This window comes from Flavobacterium flevense (assembly GCF_900142775.1).
In the GTDB taxonomy this organism is placed as follows: domain Bacteria; phylum Bacteroidota; class Bacteroidia; order Flavobacteriales; family Flavobacteriaceae; genus Flavobacterium; species Flavobacterium flevense.
Map to the genome: position 1 here is coordinate 275,476 of NZ_FRCC01000004.1, position 18,585 is coordinate 294,060.

The 18,585-nt window shown below is 33.9% G+C and carries 17 protein-coding genes; 6 read left to right on the forward strand and 11 right to left on the reverse strand.

Features of this window, described 5'->3' with window-relative positions:
- Positions 1–59: 59 nt before the first annotated feature.
- A complete protein-coding gene (gene tamL, locus BUB89_RS09130; RefSeq protein WP_073244221.1) occupies positions 60–2,618 on the reverse strand; it encodes a translocation and assembly module lipoprotein TamL in 2,559 nt (852 codons plus the stop codon).
- 37 nt (positions 2,619–2,655) lie between these two features.
- Here tamL and BUB89_RS09135 point away from each other — a divergent pair, with 37 nt between their 5' ends.
- Positions 2,656–3,387, forward strand: coding sequence for a TrmH family RNA methyltransferase (locus BUB89_RS09135; RefSeq protein ID WP_073244396.1), 732 nt, complete (start codon positions 2,656–2,658; stop codon positions 3,385–3,387).
- Positions 3,388–3,389: 2 nt separating this feature from the next.
- On the opposite strand, the gene porT is transcribed toward BUB89_RS09135, so the two are convergent.
- From porT to BUB89_RS09160, 4 genes are all read right to left on the reverse strand, one after another.
- Positions 3,390–4,091 (reverse strand): type IX secretion/gliding motility protein PorT/SprT, encoded by a 702-nt coding sequence (gene porT / locus BUB89_RS09140; protein ID WP_073244223.1) that lies wholly within the window; start codon positions 4,089–4,091, stop codon positions 3,390–3,392.
- Positions 4,092–4,106: 15 nt separating this feature from the next.
- Positions 4,107–4,838, reverse strand: a complete 732-nt coding sequence (gene ubiE, locus BUB89_RS09145) for a bifunctional demethylmenaquinone methyltransferase/2-methoxy-6-polyprenyl-1,4-benzoquinol methylase UbiE (protein ID WP_073244224.1) — start codon at positions 4,836–4,838, stop codon at positions 4,107–4,109.
- A gap of 534 nt (positions 4,839–5,372) precedes the next feature.
- The gene (locus BUB89_RS09155) at positions 5,373–5,870 is read right to left on the reverse strand and encodes a dihydrofolate reductase (protein WP_073244226.1); all 498 of its coding nucleotides are present in this window, start codon (positions 5,868–5,870) and stop codon (positions 5,373–5,375) included.
- Positions 5,871–5,876: 6 nt separating this feature from the next.
- A complete protein-coding gene (locus tag BUB89_RS09160; RefSeq protein ID WP_073244228.1) occupies positions 5,877–6,212 on the reverse strand; it encodes a 2TM domain-containing protein in 336 nt (111 codons plus the stop codon).
- A 238-nt stretch (positions 6,213–6,450) separates the two neighbouring features.
- Here BUB89_RS09160 and BUB89_RS09165 point away from each other — a divergent pair, with 238 nt between their 5' ends.
- Positions 6,451–6,747, forward strand: a complete 297-nt coding sequence (locus tag BUB89_RS09165; RefSeq protein ID WP_073244230.1) for an isoamylase early set domain-containing protein — start codon at positions 6,451–6,453, stop codon at positions 6,745–6,747.
- Between the two features lie 15 nt (positions 6,748–6,762).
- Here BUB89_RS09165 and BUB89_RS09170 read toward each other — a convergent pair whose 3' ends face one another.
- From BUB89_RS09170 to BUB89_RS09185, 4 genes are all read right to left on the reverse strand, one after another.
- Complete coding sequence (locus BUB89_RS09170; protein WP_073244232.1) at positions 6,763–7,587, reverse strand: thymidylate synthase; 825 nt, start codon at positions 7,585–7,587, stop codon at positions 6,763–6,765.
- A 73-nt stretch (positions 7,588–7,660) separates the two neighbouring features.
- Positions 7,661–8,281 carry a bifunctional nuclease family protein gene (locus tag BUB89_RS09175; RefSeq protein ID WP_073244234.1) on the reverse strand — a complete coding sequence of 207 codons (621 nt, stop codon included), beginning with the start codon at positions 8,279–8,281 and terminating at the stop codon, positions 7,661–7,663.
- 147 nt (positions 8,282–8,428) lie between these two features.
- Positions 8,429–9,397 (reverse strand): electron transfer flavoprotein subunit alpha/FixB family protein, encoded by a 969-nt coding sequence (locus tag BUB89_RS09180; protein WP_073244236.1) that lies wholly within the window; start codon positions 9,395–9,397, stop codon positions 8,429–8,431.
- 146 nt (positions 9,398–9,543) lie between these two features.
- Positions 9,544–10,290, reverse strand: coding sequence for an electron transfer flavoprotein subunit beta/FixA family protein (locus tag BUB89_RS09185; RefSeq protein ID WP_073244238.1), 747 nt, complete (start codon positions 10,288–10,290; stop codon positions 9,544–9,546).
- A 265-nt stretch (positions 10,291–10,555) separates the two neighbouring features.
- Here BUB89_RS09185 and BUB89_RS09190 point away from each other — a divergent pair, with 265 nt between their 5' ends.
- The 4 genes from BUB89_RS09190 (at position 10,556) to BUB89_RS09205 (ending at position 17,329) form a co-directional block, all read left to right on the forward strand.
- Positions 10,556–11,533, forward strand: coding sequence for a pyruvate dehydrogenase complex E1 component subunit beta (locus BUB89_RS09190; RefSeq protein WP_073244240.1), 978 nt, complete (start codon positions 10,556–10,558; stop codon positions 11,531–11,533).
- Positions 11,534–11,603: 70 nt separating this feature from the next.
- A complete protein-coding gene (locus BUB89_RS09195; protein ID WP_073244242.1) occupies positions 11,604–14,090 on the forward strand; it encodes a DUF5686 and carboxypeptidase-like regulatory domain-containing protein in 2,487 nt (828 codons plus the stop codon).
- A gap of 117 nt (positions 14,091–14,207) precedes the next feature.
- Positions 14,208–14,738, forward strand: coding sequence for an inorganic diphosphatase (locus tag BUB89_RS09200; protein ID WP_073244244.1), 531 nt, complete (start codon positions 14,208–14,210; stop codon positions 14,736–14,738).
- A 110-nt stretch (positions 14,739–14,848) separates the two neighbouring features.
- Complete coding sequence (locus BUB89_RS09205; protein ID WP_234982612.1) at positions 14,849–17,329, forward strand: sodium-translocating pyrophosphatase; 2,481 nt, start codon at positions 14,849–14,851, stop codon at positions 17,327–17,329.
- Positions 17,330–17,387: 58 nt separating this feature from the next.
- Here BUB89_RS09205 and BUB89_RS09210 read toward each other — a convergent pair whose 3' ends face one another.
- Together BUB89_RS09210 and BUB89_RS09215 are read right to left on the reverse strand one after the other, a co-directional pair.
- A complete protein-coding gene (locus BUB89_RS09210; protein ID WP_073244246.1) occupies positions 17,388–17,783 on the reverse strand; it encodes a hypothetical protein in 396 nt (131 codons plus the stop codon).
- A gap of 154 nt (positions 17,784–17,937) precedes the next feature.
- Positions 17,938–18,552, reverse strand: coding sequence for a deoxynucleoside kinase (locus BUB89_RS09215; protein WP_073244248.1), 615 nt, complete (start codon positions 18,550–18,552; stop codon positions 17,938–17,940).
- Positions 18,553–18,585: the final 33 nt, after the last annotated feature.

Below are 18,585 nucleotides of genomic sequence, written 5' to 3' on the forward strand. Positions count from 1 at the left end.
TTGTTTTTTGTTTTTGTTAGATTTTAGTTTTAGATTGCAAAAATATGAATTTATTAGCATTAGAACGGATAATTTATTCCAAAATTTAAAACTGAGTTCCCAAAATTGTAGTCTCTAAACCATTTTTTACCTGATTCATCGGCGGGATTGTAGGTTTTGAAACCAAAATCAAATCGGACCACAAAAAAGTTTAAATCATATCTGAGTCCAAATCCTGAACCTAATGCAATGTCTTTTAAGCTGGAAAAACCATTAAAAGTAGACTTCTCATCAGTCACATTGTCAAAAACATTCCAGATGTTTCCGGCATCAGCAAATAAAGCACCTTTTAAATCACCTAGAATTTTAAATCTAAATTCAGCACTTAAAGCAATTTTCATATTGGCTTCATTAAAATCATTTGTGGCCCCACTGCGTCCCGGTCCTAAGCTATAGGGTTGCCAGGCACGGTTGTCATTAGATCCTCCGGAGAAATAACTTCGGGAAAACGGAATGTTATCAGAATTACCAAAAGGAATAGCAATCCCAAAAAAACTTCGTACCGCCAGTACTTTTTCGTGCCTTAAATCCCAGTGTTTGATATAATCAAATTCCGTTTTAATGTATTCAGAATATTCTAAATTAAAGAATTGAAAGTTGCCGTTTTCATTTCTTTTTTGATTGGTAGCATTTGAAATTAAAGATAAAATAGAACCGGCTGATTCTATTTTAGTCTTAAAGAGATAGAAGTCATTATCGGCTAAATCGGTCTTTGTGGTTTTGCTAAAGCTAAAATTAGTTGCTAAAATAAAATCATTTTCAGTAAGACGTACTCGTCTTTCCTCAATACTTTTTACTTCCTGGTAATCGTTGTCAGACGGAGTTAAACTGCCTATGTTTCCTGCCAGAACATCATTGGTAAAACCTCTGGTTCCGGATTCTATTATTAAATTATTATTGTCATCAAAATAGCTGCTGTTGGTATTGTAGATTTGTGCAATTTCATTCAGGGCATCGTAAGAAGAGCCATAAACATTAAAGTAATTAGGAGAATTTAAATTGCGTACAAACTGAATGTTGAAAAGATCAAAACGAGCGGTGTTGTATCTTTTTGGGTTCCAATTGTATGAAAAAGTTCCTGTAAAATTCTCCTTATCTAATCCGATGTTCTTTTGCGTAGCATAACCTAAACCAATTAATGTAGATGGAATCATGCTTTTTGGGATGATTTTTTCGGTAGAAAAAGGCATGAATATTCGAGGAAAATTCAATTTAAAATCAACACCATATTCGGATACGTTGAAGAACTGATTGTTAGGATTCGCTAAATCTTTTGAAGATCCAATGTTAGCTCTTGTAGAAATTTCTAATGTTTCGGCGCCGTTAAAAATATTTCGGATGCTTAATGACGGACTGAAGGAGATTCCGATATCCTGAATATTAGAATGGGTTAAGTCAAAAGAAGCCTGAAAACTGTATTTTTTTCTTGGTGTCAAATAAATTTTAGCAATAAGCGAATTGTTGAGCGTGTCTTTTTTATCTACTTCATATTGAATACTAGGCGGATTAAATATTTTAAGATTCGTTAAATATCTTGATGTCAGCACCGTTTTGTAATCGGCAAAAACAGTCCCTTTGGTGATAAAAATAGCATCAGTTATAGCATGTGGTTTGTATTTTAGTTTTTCACGACTGTACAAATTAAAATTCTCATAGGTAATACTGTCGGTAATATTCTGTTTGCTTGTATTAGGCAGGTAATCTGTATAGATATCTACACTGCTGATTTTGTATAATTTAAACTTCTCAGTTTTGGTAGAATCTTTATACTGATAGCTGTAATCACCAATGTTTACATTTACATTAGCTTTGTTTTTTTTGCCAATAGTGTCAATGTCAAAAATTATAGAAGTAGGCTGAAAATAATAAGCCCCGTGATTCCTGAAATAAGTAGTAAGACGGTTTTTTTCATCAGTAAAATCAGCAGTCTTGTATTGATTTCCTGTTTTTATAAGGGCGTTTTCTTTAGTGTCATCATATAAAGAATCCAGGTCAGGCGAGCTGATGGTTGCTTTTATCGAATCTAAAAAATAAGCTTTATTTGTTGTGATGGCATATTTTATTTTGCCTCTTTTTTCACTAATTGTGTCTTGTGTATAGCTGGTTTTTACGTCAAAATAACCATTGTTAAAATAATAATATTTAAGTCTGGAAAGTGATTTTGTAGTTTTTGCAGTATCAATAATCACGGGTGGTTCTCCTGTTTTTTTTAAAAAATCATGAATTCCGTGGTACCAGAAAGATTTGCCCAGTCGATCTACTTGTTTTGCAGACAGCCATTTGGCTTTACGCTCATATTTTCCGGGATTATTGGTGAATTTTGCCTGATAAGTGGAATCCGGATTCAGATTAGCTAAATTATATAAGTTCAGGCGTAAACGATACCCTAATAAAGTGCTGTTGGGTTTTTGGTACAATTGATTATGAACATCTTCGTCATTTACTTTTTTACCATTGACCAGAATTTGATTGCTTAAAAGTAGTTGTTTGCCATCTGGAACTCTTTTTTCAGCGTTACAGGCAGATATAATTATTCCTATTAGAATAAATAGTGATATTTTTGTTGAAATTTTTTTCAAGAGGTCTAAAATATTTAATTCAAAAGTACATATTTTTATGGTTAGTAAAAACCAAATAAAACTTATAACTAGTTTACAGCAAAAAAAGTATCGGATTACCCATCAATTATTTTTTGCAGAAGGTGTAAAGGTCATTCAGGAGCTTTTAGACTCTAATTTTGAACTGGAACATTTGTATACTACCCAATATGATTTTGAAGAAGTTTCAGGCGCTAAAAAATCATTAATCCATGAAAATGATTTGAAAAAAATTAGTGCATTGACAACTCCCAATAGTTGTTTGGCCGTTTTTAAAATACCTCAGGAGAGAGAAATTGCTACTTCGGGTTTGATAATTGCTTTAGACGATATTCGGGATCCGGGAAATCTAGGAACTATTTTACGATTATGTGATTGGTTTGGTGTGGAGCAAGTGGTGTGCTCCAGAGAAACAGTTGATATTTACAATCCTAAAGTTGTTCAGGCAACGATGGGTTCTATTACCAGAGTAAATGTGGCGTATCTTGATTTATGCGATTATATCACACAAACGGATTTAAGTGTTTTTGGAACTTTTATGGATGGTGAAAATATTTATAAAAGCAATTTGCCTCAGGAAGGAATTATAGTAATGGGTAATGAAGCTAATGGTATATCAGAAGCCGTAGGAGAATTGATAAAAAAACGAATTGCTATCCCTCGTTTTGGCGATTTACAAAAAACCGAAAGTTTAAATGTGGCTACTGCAACCGGAATTGTATTAAGTGAATTCAAACGAAATTTTGCCTAATATTAGTGAAAAGTGAAGTTGATAAAAACGGCTCTGCTCTGGAGTGATTCAATGTTTCCTGTCCAGGGACTGTTAGGGTCATTATCTCTGATAAGTTCGTCTTTTAAGCTAAAACAGCCTCTTATTGAAGGAGAAAATATGAAATATTCGGAGAAAAAATCAATTCCAAAACCCAATTCATAATTAGTACTCCAGGATTTTACCCTGAATTTCTGCTGTACATTATCGTCTATTGATTTTGAATTGGATGACAAATTCAGCGTAGTTGATAAGCCTCCTACAATATACGGACGTATATTTCCTGTTCTGAGAGAGGAGAATTTCAATAATAAGGGAAAATGAATATAGGTACTGTTTACATCTCTAAGGGCGTCTTTTTCTGTAGTGAAATTGGGATAATTTAAGGTTCTTTTTGTGTAATACAAACCTGGTTCAAAACGCAGATTAATGTATTCCTGCAGTTTTAAATCAGCAACTACTCCTACATTAAAACCGGTTGTTTTTTTTACCTGAATATCCGGACCTGCCGTTTTGTAGTCTATTTTGAAATCAAAAGAGTTGAAACCTAAAAAATAGCCAAAATAGAGACGCTGTTTCTGAAAATTTTCTAAATTAATGATAGGGTCTTTACTAAACATTCCTTTGGATTGTGTATGTCCTGAAAAACTCAGTAGGAGTAAGGTAAAGACGGCTATTTTTTTCATGTAAATAAACTTAGATTATTTTTTAGATGCTACATAAATGGTTGCCACTCCAAAAGTTTGTGGCATTGCTTTTACATCTATAAACCCAATTTTTCTCAAAATATTGTTTAATGCTTCACCATAAGGAAATGCAGCTGCAGATTCTGATAAATATCCATAAGCTACATTATCTTTAGAAAATAATTTACCAATAACAGGGAGGATGTTTTTAGTATAAAAATGGTATCCTTGTTTGTATGGGGTTTTGTCAGGAACTGATGTTTCCAGAATTACAAATGTTCCATTTGGTTTCAATACACGTAATATTTCAGCTAAACCTTTTTCTAAGTTTTCAAAATTTCGAACACCAAATGCAACCGTGATAGCATCAAAATAATTGTCGCTGAAAGGGATGTTTTCTGAATCACCCAGAATCATTTCAATTCGGTTGGATAAGTTTTTTTGAGCAATTTTTTTAACGCCTACTTCCAGCATTCCTGCCGAAATATCCAAACCTGTAATTTTTTCGGCATTTGTATTGGCCATTAAAATAGCCAGATCACCTGTTCCGGTAGCAATATCTAATATGGTTTTAGGCTGCGTGTCAGTAACTATTTTTAAAACTTTTTTTCGCCACTTAACATCAATTCCAAAAGAAATTACGCGGTTGAGATTATCATAGTTTCCTGAAATGGTATCAAACATTTGAGCTACCTGTTCTTTTTTACCTAATTCAGAGTTTTTATAAGGGGTGATATTTTTTGACATTTTTTAAATTTTGACAAATATACTATAATGCCTTTTAAATTAGAACTCAAATCGATTTTCAATTTAATAGCAATCTGATTCATTGTGTGATTTTGTTTGCAAATATCACTAAAAGTGGGTATTGTAAGGCTGGGGTAGAATGTTGAATTTTACTGAATGAATTTGTTTACAATAAATAAGGAACTAATGGTTCAGCTCAGATGGCTATTCTTTGCGTTGATAGTTTCATTTGTTCTTGTCAGCTATTTTGACGGTGCCGTTTTGTATAAAGGCGGTAAGGTGAAAGAGACGCAAAATACGTTCTTAGGACTAAGTTTATTTTTGGAGATTTTTATCTTTATTTCCTTTAGTACCTTCGTGGTATTTGGTGTTAAAGGATTCTTTGAGATGTTTTCCAGAAAGATTGCAAACATCATTATTATTCTTTCAGGGATAAGTTTGGTATTTGTAAATTTGGTTTTATTATGTCAGATTGTCTTTCAGGACTAGAACATTTTTTTCTAAATTAGTGTAACAAATAAAAAAACACCTCAATTACTGAGGTGTTTTTTGTTTTCTGACATAAGTTTCAAAACTATAATCATAAAGATGTTTTTCATCCTTAGTTTGAAAATCAGTATGGGTTAGTTGCCAGTCATCCGGATTTATTTCCGGAAAAAAAGCATCAGCATCAAAGACATGATGAACAACCGTAAGCTCTATTTTATCAGAATAAGGCATGGCTAATCGATAAATTTCACCTCCGCCAATAATAAAGGATTCTTCGTTTTCAGGGCATTTTTCAATTGCTTTTTCAATGCTGTCCACAACAATACAACCTTCAGCCTGATAATCGCTTTGTCGGGTTATGATAACATGTGTCCGGTTAGGAAGTGGTTTAGGAAAACTTTCAAAAGTTTTTCTTCCCATTATAATATGATGTCCCGTGGTTAAACTTTTAAAACGTTTAAAATCATTAGGTAAATGCCAGATTAATTGGTTGTCTTTTCCCAATGCTTTATTTTCAGCCGCTGCTGCAATCATTGTAATCATTAGTACTTATTTAGTAGGGTGTTCTTCGTTTAATTGATTGTTTAACTCGGCAATTTTTTGTTCCTGCATCGCAACTAAACGGTCAATTTGTTCTCTTTCCCAGTTTTTATTCATAAAACGATCGGTTATAAAAACTTTTATAAAATGTAAAATAAATATAAATAACCATGCTGTAATTAGCCATATATGCCAATTTGCATTTTCGTTAAAATGAAAGACTTTTGTGGATACAAATAAAAACAGACCGACTAAAAACAATAAAACAAAATGAAAATAAACCCTCTTTTTTTGTTTTATACGTTTTCTCGCATATTCGTATAATTCATATTGATCCGTTTTCATAGGCTGCTTTTTTTGATTATAAAGATAAAATTTAATTTGGAAATGCTCATTAGTACCGCAGAATAATTAAGAGTAAACTTCGCACTTTTTTGTTTTTTGAAAATTTAATCCTTCAAAATTTGTTTAATTTGCTAGTTTTTAACATTTTATTAAGTATTATGCTAAATCGCACTTCCAGATGTTAAAACTTCGATTAAAATGATTTACTTTGCCTCATAAATCTAAAAATGAAAGAGTTATGTCAATTAAAAAACAATTTATAAAGTCAAAACCAGTTTGTAAAGTTACATTTTCTATCGAAGCAAAAGAAGCAGCTCAGGTTTCTGTTGTTGGAGATTTTAACAATTGGAATCCGGAAGAAGGAACTTTAAGCAAATTAAAAAATGGTACTTTTAAGGGAGCTTTTGATTTAAACAAAGATGCTGCTTACGAATTTAAATACTTAGTTGACGGTCAATATATCAACGAAAGTGAAGCAGATTCTTTTAAATGGAATGAATTTTCAGGAACAGAAAACAGCGTTTTAGAGGTTTAATCTAAAACGCTTTTTTTATACTGCTACGTTTCCTTTTATCGTTTCGTGAGGTTCATAGCCCACGAGAGTGAAGTCATTATAATCAAAATCAAAGATGTTCTTTATCTCCGGATTTAAGATCATTTTTGGTAATGGTCTTGGTTCACGGGATAGTTGTAATTCAATCTGGTCAAAATGATTGTTGTAAATGTGTGCGTCTCCAAAAGTGTGGATAAAATCTCCGGGTTTTAAGTCGCATACCTGTGCAATCATCATTGTTAACAGGGCATAAGAAGCAATGTTGAAGGGAACTCCCAGAAAAATGTCGGCACTTCTTTGATAAAGCTGACAAGATAACTTTCCGTCGGCTACATAAAACTGAAAAAAGGCATGACAAGGAGGCAAAGCTGCTTTATTGTTAGCTACATTTTCTTCAAATGATTTCGTTGTATCCGGTAAAACCGAAGGGTTCCATGCCGAAACCAGCATTCTTCGGCTATTAGGATTGGTTTTTAATTCTTGTATTAAATCAGAAATCTGATCAATTTCTTCGCTGTTCCAATTACGCCATTGGTGACCATAAACGGGACCTAAATCTCCGTTTTTATCCGCCCAGGCATCCCATATTTTTACTCCGTTTTCTTTAAGATAACTAATGTTAGTTTCTCCCTTAAGGAACCATAACAATTCGTAAATAATGGATTTTAAATGGAGCTTTTTAGTAGTTACCATCGGGAAGCCTTCGCTTAAATCAAAACGCATTTGGTACCCAAAAACACTTTTTGTTCCTGTTCCTGTACGGTCGCCTTTTTGACAACCATTTTCCATTACATGTTTTACTAGATCCAGATATTGCTTCATAACTGTTTATTCGGTTATTCGGTAAATTGTTTAGTCGATTAAACGAATAAACAAATCTACGATTAATCAATTATTACGATTCTCTTTTTGAAATTTCGTCTCTTATTTTTGCCGCTTTTTCGTAATCTTCCTGCTCAACAGCCTGAATTAATAAATCATTTAATTCCTGAAGACTGTATTTGATATACACTCTGCCGCTTTCAGGTTCACCCGTAAAAGATTCGGGATTGGATATGATGTCATCCATTTCCTGATTTTCTTTATCTGTTTCCGAAGGATTTGTTTTCAGGTAAATACCGGCTTTGTCCAGAATGTTTTTATAGGTAAAAATAGGTGCGTTAAAACGAAGAGCCAGAGCAATAGCATCAGAGGTTCTGGCGTCTATTATCTCTTCAATTTTGTCTCTTTCGCAAATGATACTGGAGTAAAATACACCATCAACCAGTTTGTGAATAATAACCTGTTTTACTACAATGTCAAATCGCTCTGCAAAATTTTTAAACAAATCATGGGTTAACGGACGTGGTGGTTTTATCTCTTTTTCTAAAGCAATAGCAATGGATTGGGCTTCGAAAGCTCCTATTACAATAGGTAGTTTTCGTTCGCCGTCTACTTCATTCAAAATCAAAGCGTAGGCTCCATTTTGTGTTTGGCTGTATGAAATTCCTTTTATGGATAGTTTGACTAAGCTCATAATTGTTGAAATGAAAAAATGTAGTTTTTTTAAATTTAAATTCTTTTGTACTACTTTCAGGCTGCAATATTAATTAAAAATTCTGCCAATAAGCAAAGATACAATTATCTTATTTTACTGGGCAGAATTTTTAGATTGAAAATAGAATTATGCGTTTTGAGCTTTGAATGCTTTTAATTTTTCAATTAATTGAGGAACAATTTCAAATGCATCACCTACAATTCCGTAGTCAGCCACTTTAAAGAAAGGAGCTTCAGCATCACTGTTGATCACTACTTTTACTTTTGAAGCGTTGATTCCTGCAATATGTTGAATAGCTCCGGAAATTCCTATTGCAATATATAAATTAGTTGCTACCGGTTTTCCTGTTTGTCCTACGTGTTCCGCGTGTGGTCTCCAGCCTAAGTCAGAAACTGGTTTAGAACAAGCTGTTGCAGCTCCTAAAACAGCTGCCAAATCTTCGATTAAATTCCAGTTTTCAGGACCTTTTAATCCGCGTCCACCGGAAACTACAATATCCGCATCGGCAATTGAAACTTTTCCTGATGATTTTTCAACGGATGCTACTTTTATTCCAAAATCATTGTCACCAATGTTTGGGCTAAATATTTCTTCGGTTAAAGTTGATGCGTTTTCGAAAATACCATAAGAGTTTTTGGCTAAGCCAATTACTTTTACATCAGTATTAATTTCGGTTATGTTGAATGCTTTGTTAGAAAAAGCATTTCTTTTTACCTGAAAAGGGGCAGTGCTTACCGGTAATCCCACCACATTTGAAGCAAAACCGGCTTCTAAACTTACTGCCAGTAAGGAAGAAAGGTAGATGCTGTTTGTGCTGGAAGAAAGGATAACTAGTTTGGTATTTTCCTGTTGTGCTGCCTGTTTGATAACATCAGCATAAGCTTTAGCGTTAAATTCAACCAGCTTATCGTTGTTTACTTTTAATACTTTGTCTACTCCGTATTTAGATAAATCAGAAACATTTTCCATGTTTACAGTTAAAGCAGTAACGGTTGTTCCAAGAGATTCAGCTACTTTTTTAGCATAAGAAGCAATTTCAAAAGCTACTTTTTTAAACTTTCCTTCAGCTGATTCGGCATATATTAATATTGACATAACAATTTTAGATTTTAGATTTTAGATTTCAGATTTTTTTAAATGAAACCTAAAAAGATTATTGATTTTAGATTTTGAAGTGAATCAAATGTTAGTTTTAGATTTAGTATTGCAATTCAGCAATCTAAAATCTAAACTCTACAATCTTAAATCACCTTAGCCTCGTTGTGTAACAAATTAATTAATTCGTCTAAATTATCTGCAGCAACCATTTTAATTGCTGATTTTGGAGCTGGTTTTTCAAATTTTACTGCTTTTGTATTTACAGCTGCTTCAACCGGTTCGACAACATTTAAGGTTTTAGTTCTGGCAGTCATAATTCCTCGCATGTTAGGAATGCGTAAATCTTTTTCCTCAACTAAACCTTTTTGACCGCCTATAATTAATGGTAATGAAGTAGAAATACTTTCTTTTCCACCATCAATTTCCCGAACTGCTTTTACATTTGTTCCTTCAACGGTAATGTTGATACAGGAATTTAAAAAGTTGTATCCTGAAATTCCGGCAATCATTCCCGGAACCATTCCTCCATTATAATCTAAGGATTCTTTTCCTGCAATTACTAAATCGTAACCACCTGTTTTTATTACTTCGGCTAATTGTTTTGCTACAAAAAATCCGTCGGTAGGAGTAGCGTTGATACGAATGGCATCATTAGCCCCAATAGCAAGTGCTTTTCTTAATGTTGGTTCCGTTTCCGGTCCGCCTACATTTACTACTGTAACGGTAGCACCTTGTTGCTCCTGAAACCAAATGGCACGTGTTAAGCCAAATTCGTCATTAGGATTGATAACATATTGTACGCCATTGGTGTCAAATTCAGTATCAGCGTTAGTAAAATTGATTTTTGAGGTAGTATCAGGAACATGACTGATGCAAACTAGTATTTTCATGTTTGAATATTTATAAAATTGGTAAAATTGAGTTACAAAATTAGAACAATATTTCGAATAATTTGTCATCATTAACTACTTACCGATGCCACGTTGTTGTTTTTTGTTGTTTTGAAAAGGAAGGAATAACGGTATAAATACGAGATATTCACATACCAATAGTAAGATGTTAGATTTTAGGGAGGATTATTTAAGTTAATTTATGCATTAAATGGTTTAAAATATTTATTTTTGCTCTTCAGAAAATTCAACATACAATATAAATATGAGAACAATACAATTTAGAGAGGCCATTTGTGAAGCGATGAGCGAAGAAATGCGTCACGATGAATCCATATATTTAATGGGCGAAGAAGTTGCAGAATACAATGGAGCATATAAAGCTTCGAAAGGAATGCTTGCTGAATTTGGCGAAAAAAGAGTAATTGATACTCCAATTGCTGAGCTTGGTTTTACAGGAATCGCAGTAGGTTCTGCTATGAATGGTTGCCGACCAATTGTAGAATACATGACTTTTAACTTCTGTTTAGTAGGTATTGATCAAATTATAAATAACGCTGCTAAGATGCGTCAAATGACAGGTGGACAATTTGATGTGCCTATCGTTTTTCGTGGACCAACTGCTTCTGCAGGTCAATTAGGAGCTACTCACTCTCAGGCTTTAGAAAACTGGTTTGCCAATACTCCGGGTCTTAAAGTTATTGTTCCTTCAACTCCTTATGATGCAAAAGGACTTTTAAAATCGGCAATTCGCGATAATGATCCAGTGATTTTCATGGAATCTGAGCAAATGTATGGTGACAAAGGTGAAGTTCCTGATGGAGAATATGTTATTCCTATTGGTGTAGCTGATGTAAAAAGAGAAGGTACTGATGTAACTATTGTTTCTTTTGGAAAAATCATCAAAGAAGCTTTTATCGCTGCTGATGAGTTAGCTAAAGAAGGTATTTCTTGTGAAGTTATCGATTTAAGAACGGTTCGTCCAATGGATAATGAAGCGATTTTAAAATCAGTTAAGAAAACAAATCGTTTGGTAATTCTTGAAGAAGCATGGCCATTTGCCAGTATTTCTTCTGAAATCACTTATATTGTTCAGGAACAGGCTTTTGATTTTCTTGATGCACCTATTCAACGTATTACAACTGCTGATACACCGGCACCGTATTCACCGGTATTGTTAAAAGACTGGTTGCCTAATGCAGCTGATGTTGTAAAAGCAGTAAAGAAAGTAATGTATAAATAATACATACCAGATACTATTGAAGCTTCATCTTACGTTAGTTTGATGAAGCTTTTTTTTTAAAATTTACTACATGGATAAGAAATACCTTTTGTTAGCATTCTTTTTATGCGTTGTTTTTTCAAGCCTTTTTGCTCAGACAAAAGTGAGTGGTATAGTAGTGGATAAATCCAATCAGCCAATTCCTTTTGCAAATGTAGTTTTAAAAGGAGCTAATTTAGGGGTAATGTCCAATGAGGATGGGCGATTTTATATTGAATCTCCTAAAACCTTTACTACTTTAATAGTTACTTCGGTAGGATTTTCAGATAGTGAAATCACATTAGAAAAAACCGTAAATTATAATTTTAAGGTCATCTTAAAAGATACCGAAGAATTAAAAGAAGTAGTTATTTATGCCGGAAAAACTTCTAAAAAAAACAATCCTGCACTGGATATTCTGAGGAAAATCTGGGAAAGAAAACGCAAGAATGGATTGTATCAATTTGATCAATACCAAATGGAGAAGTATGAAAAAGTAGAATTCGATATGAATACTATTGACAGTGCTTTTATGAAAAGCAAACTTTTCAAAGGAATGGAGTTTGTTTTTGATCATATTGATACTTCTAAGGTTACAGGTAAAACTTATTTACCCATTTTTATAAACGAATCTTTATCGGATGTTTATGGAAGTAATAAATTAAATAAGGTAAAAGAAAAGCTTAAAGCTAATAAGAATTCCGGGTTTAGTGATAACCAGCAAATCTTATCTTTTGTTAAAGATTTGTATTCGAATTATGATATCTATAATAACCATTTAACTTTTTTTGATAAAAGTTTTACCAGTCCTTTATCTAAAACAGGAATTGATGTCTATAATTATGTGTTGACTGACAGCGCTTTTATTGATAAAAAATGGTGTTACAATATTTTATTTTATCCAAGAAGAAAAAATGAGTTGACTTTTAAAGGAGATTTTTGGGTTAACGACACCACATTTGCAATCAAAAAAATTAATATGGCAGTCACTAAAAGTGCCAATATTAACTGGGTAAAAGATATTTATATCGAACAGGAATTTGAGGTGCAAAATGATTCCGTTTTTTTATTGACCCGTGATCACATGATGTCTGATTTTGCTTTAAACAAAAAAGAAGAATCGAAAGGGGTGTATGGAAAACGAACTACGCTGTATCAAAACCATCAGTTCAATGTTGAAAAACCGGCTGCTTTTTATAAAGATGAAGTCAATTATATTGATAATGAGGTTTATAATAAATCCGACAAATTTTGGGAGGAGAATCGTTTTGAGAACCTGAATAAAGATGAAAGAGGTGTTTATAAAATGCTGGATACTTTACAAACAGTTAAGAAATTCAAGCAATTGTATAACCTCGTCTCGATATTAGGAAGCGGTTACATTCAATTTGGACATTTTGATTATGGGCCTATTTTTTCCACATTTGGGTACAATCAGGTAGAAGGTGTCAGAATCCGCACAGGAGGAAGAACTTATTTTGGACCTAATGATCTTTGGAGGCTTCAGGGATATACTGCTTATGGATTTGATGATAATAAATTTAAATATGGATTATCCGGAAAATGGATGATTGATAAGAAAAGACGAATTATTATTTCAGCAGGAAACAGACGGGATGTAGAACAGATAGGTGCGAGTTTAACCACTACTAATGATGTTTTAGGAAGAAGTTTTGCGTCGTCTTCCTTATTTTCAACAGGAAATAACGGAAAGCTTACCAATATAAATTTGTCGAATGCAGCTGTAGAAATAGAGCCGGTTAAAAATTTGACTTTTCAAACCGGATTTTCGTATAGAACATTAGAATCTGCTTCAGATACTTTTAGTCTGGATTATTTTACTGATGCATCACAAACGACAACCAGAAGTGATGTAAAACAATCGGAAGTAAATTTTCAGGTGGAATTCACACCTAATAGAAAAACTATTGGTTACGGAGTTGAAAGAAGTAATGTTGACAGTCCGTTTAGTCGCTTTTTCATCAATTACAGTCATGGTTTTAAAGGTTTGCTGGATAGCGACTTTAATTATGACAAACTGCAATTGTATTACAAACAACCTATAATTATTGGGCCTTTAGGGCGAACTAACTTAACATTAGAACTAGGGAAAATTTACGGTACGGTTCCATTGGGATTATTGAGTGTGATTCCGGGAAATCAATCTTATTTTACTATCGAAAACACCTTTAGTAACCTTAATTTTTACGAATTTGTTTCTGATCAATATGCAACACTGCAATGGGAACACAATTTTGGAGGACGATTATTTTCCAGAATCCCTTTTATGAGAAAATTAAACTGGAGAGAAATTATAGGAGCACGAACCGTTTACGGAACCATTTCAGATGCTAACAGAGCAATTAACGCCTCCGGATTAACGTATGTGGCACCAGAGAATGCGTACTGGGAATACAGTGCAGGAATAGGTAATATTTTTAAAGTTTTCAGAATTGATTTTACCTGGCGTGGAAATTATTTAAATACCCCTGATACACAACGATTCTCTGTAAAAGGCTCCTTCGGATTTTATTTCTAAATCAATATAAAGTAAAACAATGATTTGAATGTCTTTTAGATAGAAATGTTTTGCTATAAAAGAGGAATTGAATTACTTTTGTGTCCAAATAAATTCAACTTAAGATAATAAATAAAAATGACTGCAGACAAAATAAACACTTTCGATGTTTTAATCGAAATTCCAAGAGGAAGTAGAAATAAGTATGAGTACGATTTCGAAATTAAAAGAATGCGTTTTGACAGAATGTTATTCTCTTCGATGATGTATCCTGCTGATTACGGATTTATTCCTGAAACATTAGCGTTAGACGGAGATCCTCTTGATGTATTGGTTTTGATTAACGAGCCTACTTTTCCAGGATGTGTGATAGAAGTAAAACCAATTGGTGTTTTCCACATGGCAGATGATAAAGGTCCGGACGAAAAAATTATTTGTGTACCAGTTTCTGATCCAATCTGGAATTCGTTAAATGATCTTTCAGATATCAACGGACACTTGTTGAAAGAAATCGAGCATTTCTTCCAGGTTTATAAAGATCTTGAGAATAAAAAAGTAGATGTTGAAGGTTGGGGTAACTTAAGTGAAGCCATAGCTATCATTAAAGAATGTACTGATCGTTTCAATGCAATTGAAAACAAACCGGAAGGATTATTTAGTATTAAATAATTTTTACCCACATATTTTATAAAAAAAGCAATATTCCGCCGGAGTATTGCTTTTTTTGTTTAAATTCGTTCGTATACTGTTGAATATTAACCTTAAACCAAAACCGATTTATGAACGCAATTATGATTTGGGTGCCAATTTTCATGGCATTATTAGGACTGCTTTTTATGTTTGCTAAACGTGCCTGGGTGCTTAAACAAGATCCGGGAGATGGCAAGATGGCTTCAATTTCTGATTATATCTATGAAGGGGCTTTAGCTTTTCTTAAAGCAGAATACCGCTTGCTGGCTGTTTTTGTATTTTTTGCAAGTATTGTTTTGGCGGGTATTACTTTTTTACCCGGAGTAAAAACACATTTATTAATAGTTGTAGCTTTTATTATTGGAGCTTTTTTTTCGGCTCTGGCAGGAAACATGGGAATGAAAATTGCCACCAAAACTAACGTTAGAACCACTCAGGCTGCCCGTACCAGTTTGCCTCAGGCTTTAAAAGTCTCTTTTGGTGGTGGAACTGTAATGGGATTGGGAGTCGCCGGTTTAGCCGTTTTAGGATTAACGTCCTTTTTTATTTTCTTTTATCATTTTTTTATGGGCGGAACATGGACTTCTACAGAAGACATGACTATTGTTCTGGAAACTTTAGCAGGATTCTCGCTGGGAGCGGAGTCTATAGCTCTTTTTGCCCGTGTGGGTGGAGGTATTTATACTAAAGCTGCTGATGTAGGAGCCGATTTAGTAGGTAAAGTAGAAGCAGGAATTCCAGAAGATGATCCTAGAAATCCGGCTACTATTGCCGATAATGTGGGAGATAATGTGGGCGATGTTGCCGGTATGGGAGCTGATTTGTTTGGTTCTTATGTGGCTACGGTTTTAGCGGCGATGGTCTTAGGAAACTATGTTATTAAAGATATGGGCGGAAATATTCAGGATGCTTTTGGCGGAATTGGCCCTATTTTATTACCAATGTCTATTGCAGGTTTTGGAATTTTATTTTCTATTATTGGAACATTATTAGTGAAAATTTCAGATGATAATGCTAAGGAAGCTCAGGTTCAAAAAGCTTTGAATATTGGGAACTGGGTTGCCATTGTTTTAACAGCAGTGAGTTGTTTCTTTTTAGTTCAGTATATGCTGCCTCAAACCATGAAAATGGAGTTTTTTGGTGAAGGAAGCCAAGATATTTCATCGATGCGTGTTTTTTATGCCACTATAATCGGATTAGTCGTAGGTGGTGTCATTTCATCTGTGACAGAATATTATACAGGATTAGGAACAAAACCAGTAATGGCAATTGTTCAAAAATCTTCAACAGGTGCCGGAACAAATGTGATTGCAGGTTTAGCAACGGGTATGATTTCTACTTTTCCAACCGTTTTATTATTTGCAGCTGCAATTTGGTCTTCTTATGCTTTGGCTGGTTTTTATGGAGTGGCTTTAGCAGCTTCGGCAATGATGGCAACTACAGCAATGCAACTGGCAATTGATGCTTTTGGACCTATTTCAGACAATGCCGGCGGAATTGCCGAAATGAGCGAATTGCCTAAAGAAGTTCGTACCCGTACTGATATTTTAGATTCAGTAGGGAATACTACCGCAGCAACCGGTAAAGGTTTTGCTATTGCTTCGGCAGCTTTGACCTCATTAGCTTTATTTGCTGCGTATGTCACTTTTACCGGAATTGACGGAATCAATATTTTTAAAGCACCTGTTTTAGCGATGTTATTTGTAGGCGGAATGATACCGGTAGTTTTCTCGGCTTTGGCTATGAATTCTGTTGGTAAAGCAGCTATGGATATGGTGTATGAAGTACGTCGTCAGTTCAAGGAAATTCCCGGAATTATGGAAGGAACAGCAAAACCGGAATATGCTAAATGTGTGGATATTTCAACAAAAGCTGCTTTGCGCGAAATGATGTTGCCGGGTATTTTGACCATTGGTTTTCCTATTGCTATTGTGTTGCTAGGTAAATTAGTTTACGGAAGTAATAATCAATTAATTGCCGAAATGCTGGGAGGTTATATGGCTGGTGTAACAGTTTCAGGAGTGCTGTGGGCTGTTTTTCAAAATAATGCAGGAGGAGCATGGGATAATGCTAAAAAATCTTTTGAAGCAGGTGTGATGATTAATGGTGAAATGACTTATAAAGGTTCTGATGCGCATAAAGCTGCTGTAACCGGAGATACTGTTGGAGATCCGTTTAAAGATACTTCCGGACCTTCGATGAATATTTTAATTAAATTAACCTGTTTGATAGGTTTAGTTATTGCTCCTATTTTAGGAAATGGAAGTCATACCATTGCAACAAAAGCTTCTTGTTGTACTACGATGGGAGTTTGTACTTCGATGTCTGAAGAAGAATGTATTGCTAAAGGGTGTACCAATAAAAATTGTAAGCATCATAATCATGCTATGATGGGACATTGTGACATGTCTAAGATGGCAACAATGTCCAAAGAAGAATGTGCTAAAATGTGCGATAGTTTACAATGTACTCCTGAGCAAAAGGAAGCTTGTTTGTCTCATTATGATGCGAATGGGAAGTTTATTGCTCAGCATTCCTCAAAAAAGAGTTGTTGTATGCCTAAAAAGTGAGTTTACTATAAAACTAAAATGCCCTGCGATTGCGGGGCATTTTTTTTATACTAATAAATTAATAACCGCTATCATCAATATTGAAATCTGGGGCGAAATTAACAGTACTAATTAGTAAGATAGTTCCAAATGTTGCCAAAACAATTACTATGTTACCTATTAAAGATGATGTCTTATCCAAAATCCGAATACTTTTAATTTCATCTTCAGATAAAAGTTTTTGTTCGGTTTTTCCTTTTGTATTTATTTCGCCATAATAGTTGTCATCTATCTTTATGATTCGGGTGTATTTGTGTTTTACATTATCATCAGTGACAACTAAAGTCTTTAAGTTTGCTTTTTCGGCTTCACTTAAACTTACATTGGTTTTTTTATAAATACTGCAACTCTGAAAAGTTAGTGTAAAAACCAAAAGTAAAATAACCAATCTGTTTTTTAGAATAGTAATTTTCATGATTTTTTAGATTTAAATTAATAATCAGAAAAACCAGTTTATTAGTGAGTGCCTGTGTAATTTTGGGGCTAAAATACTATTATATAAAGGTATGAAAATAAAAAACTGCCTCATTCTTTTTAATAAGGCAGTTTCTTAAATAGTATATAGTAATTTAAAATAATCCGTTGAGTTCGGCATTAATTCTTTCGATGATACTTCCTAGATCTTCGGGATTGTCAACAAAATTCATTTTATCAACATCAATAATCAATAATTTTCCTTTGTTGTACGTGTGAATCCAGGCTTCGTAGCGTTCGTTCAGACGACTTAGATAATCAATCGAAATAGAGTTTTCATATTCGCGTCCTCGTTTGTGGATTTGTCCCACTAAATTTGGAATAGAACTTCTGAGGTAAATTAATAAATCAGGTGCTTTTACAGTAGATTCCATTAGCTCAAAAAGAGTAGAATAATTCTGGAAATCACGGTTCGTCATTAGTCCCATGGCGTAAAGATTGGGAGCAAAGATATAAGCATCTTCATAAATGGTGCGATCCTGAATTACTTTTTTTCCGCTTTCGCGAATTTGAATCACCTGACGAAAACGACTGTTCAAGAAATAAATCTGAAGATTAAAAGACCAACGTTCCATTTGATGGTAAAAATCATCCAGATAAGGGTTGTCTACTACATCTTCATAATGCGGTTCCCATTTAAAGTTTTTGGATAGTAAAGCGGTTAAAGTGGTTTTTCCGGATCCTATATTTCCTGCTACTGCTATGTGCATTACGGTGTTACGATTTTAGGGGTTTTTTACTTA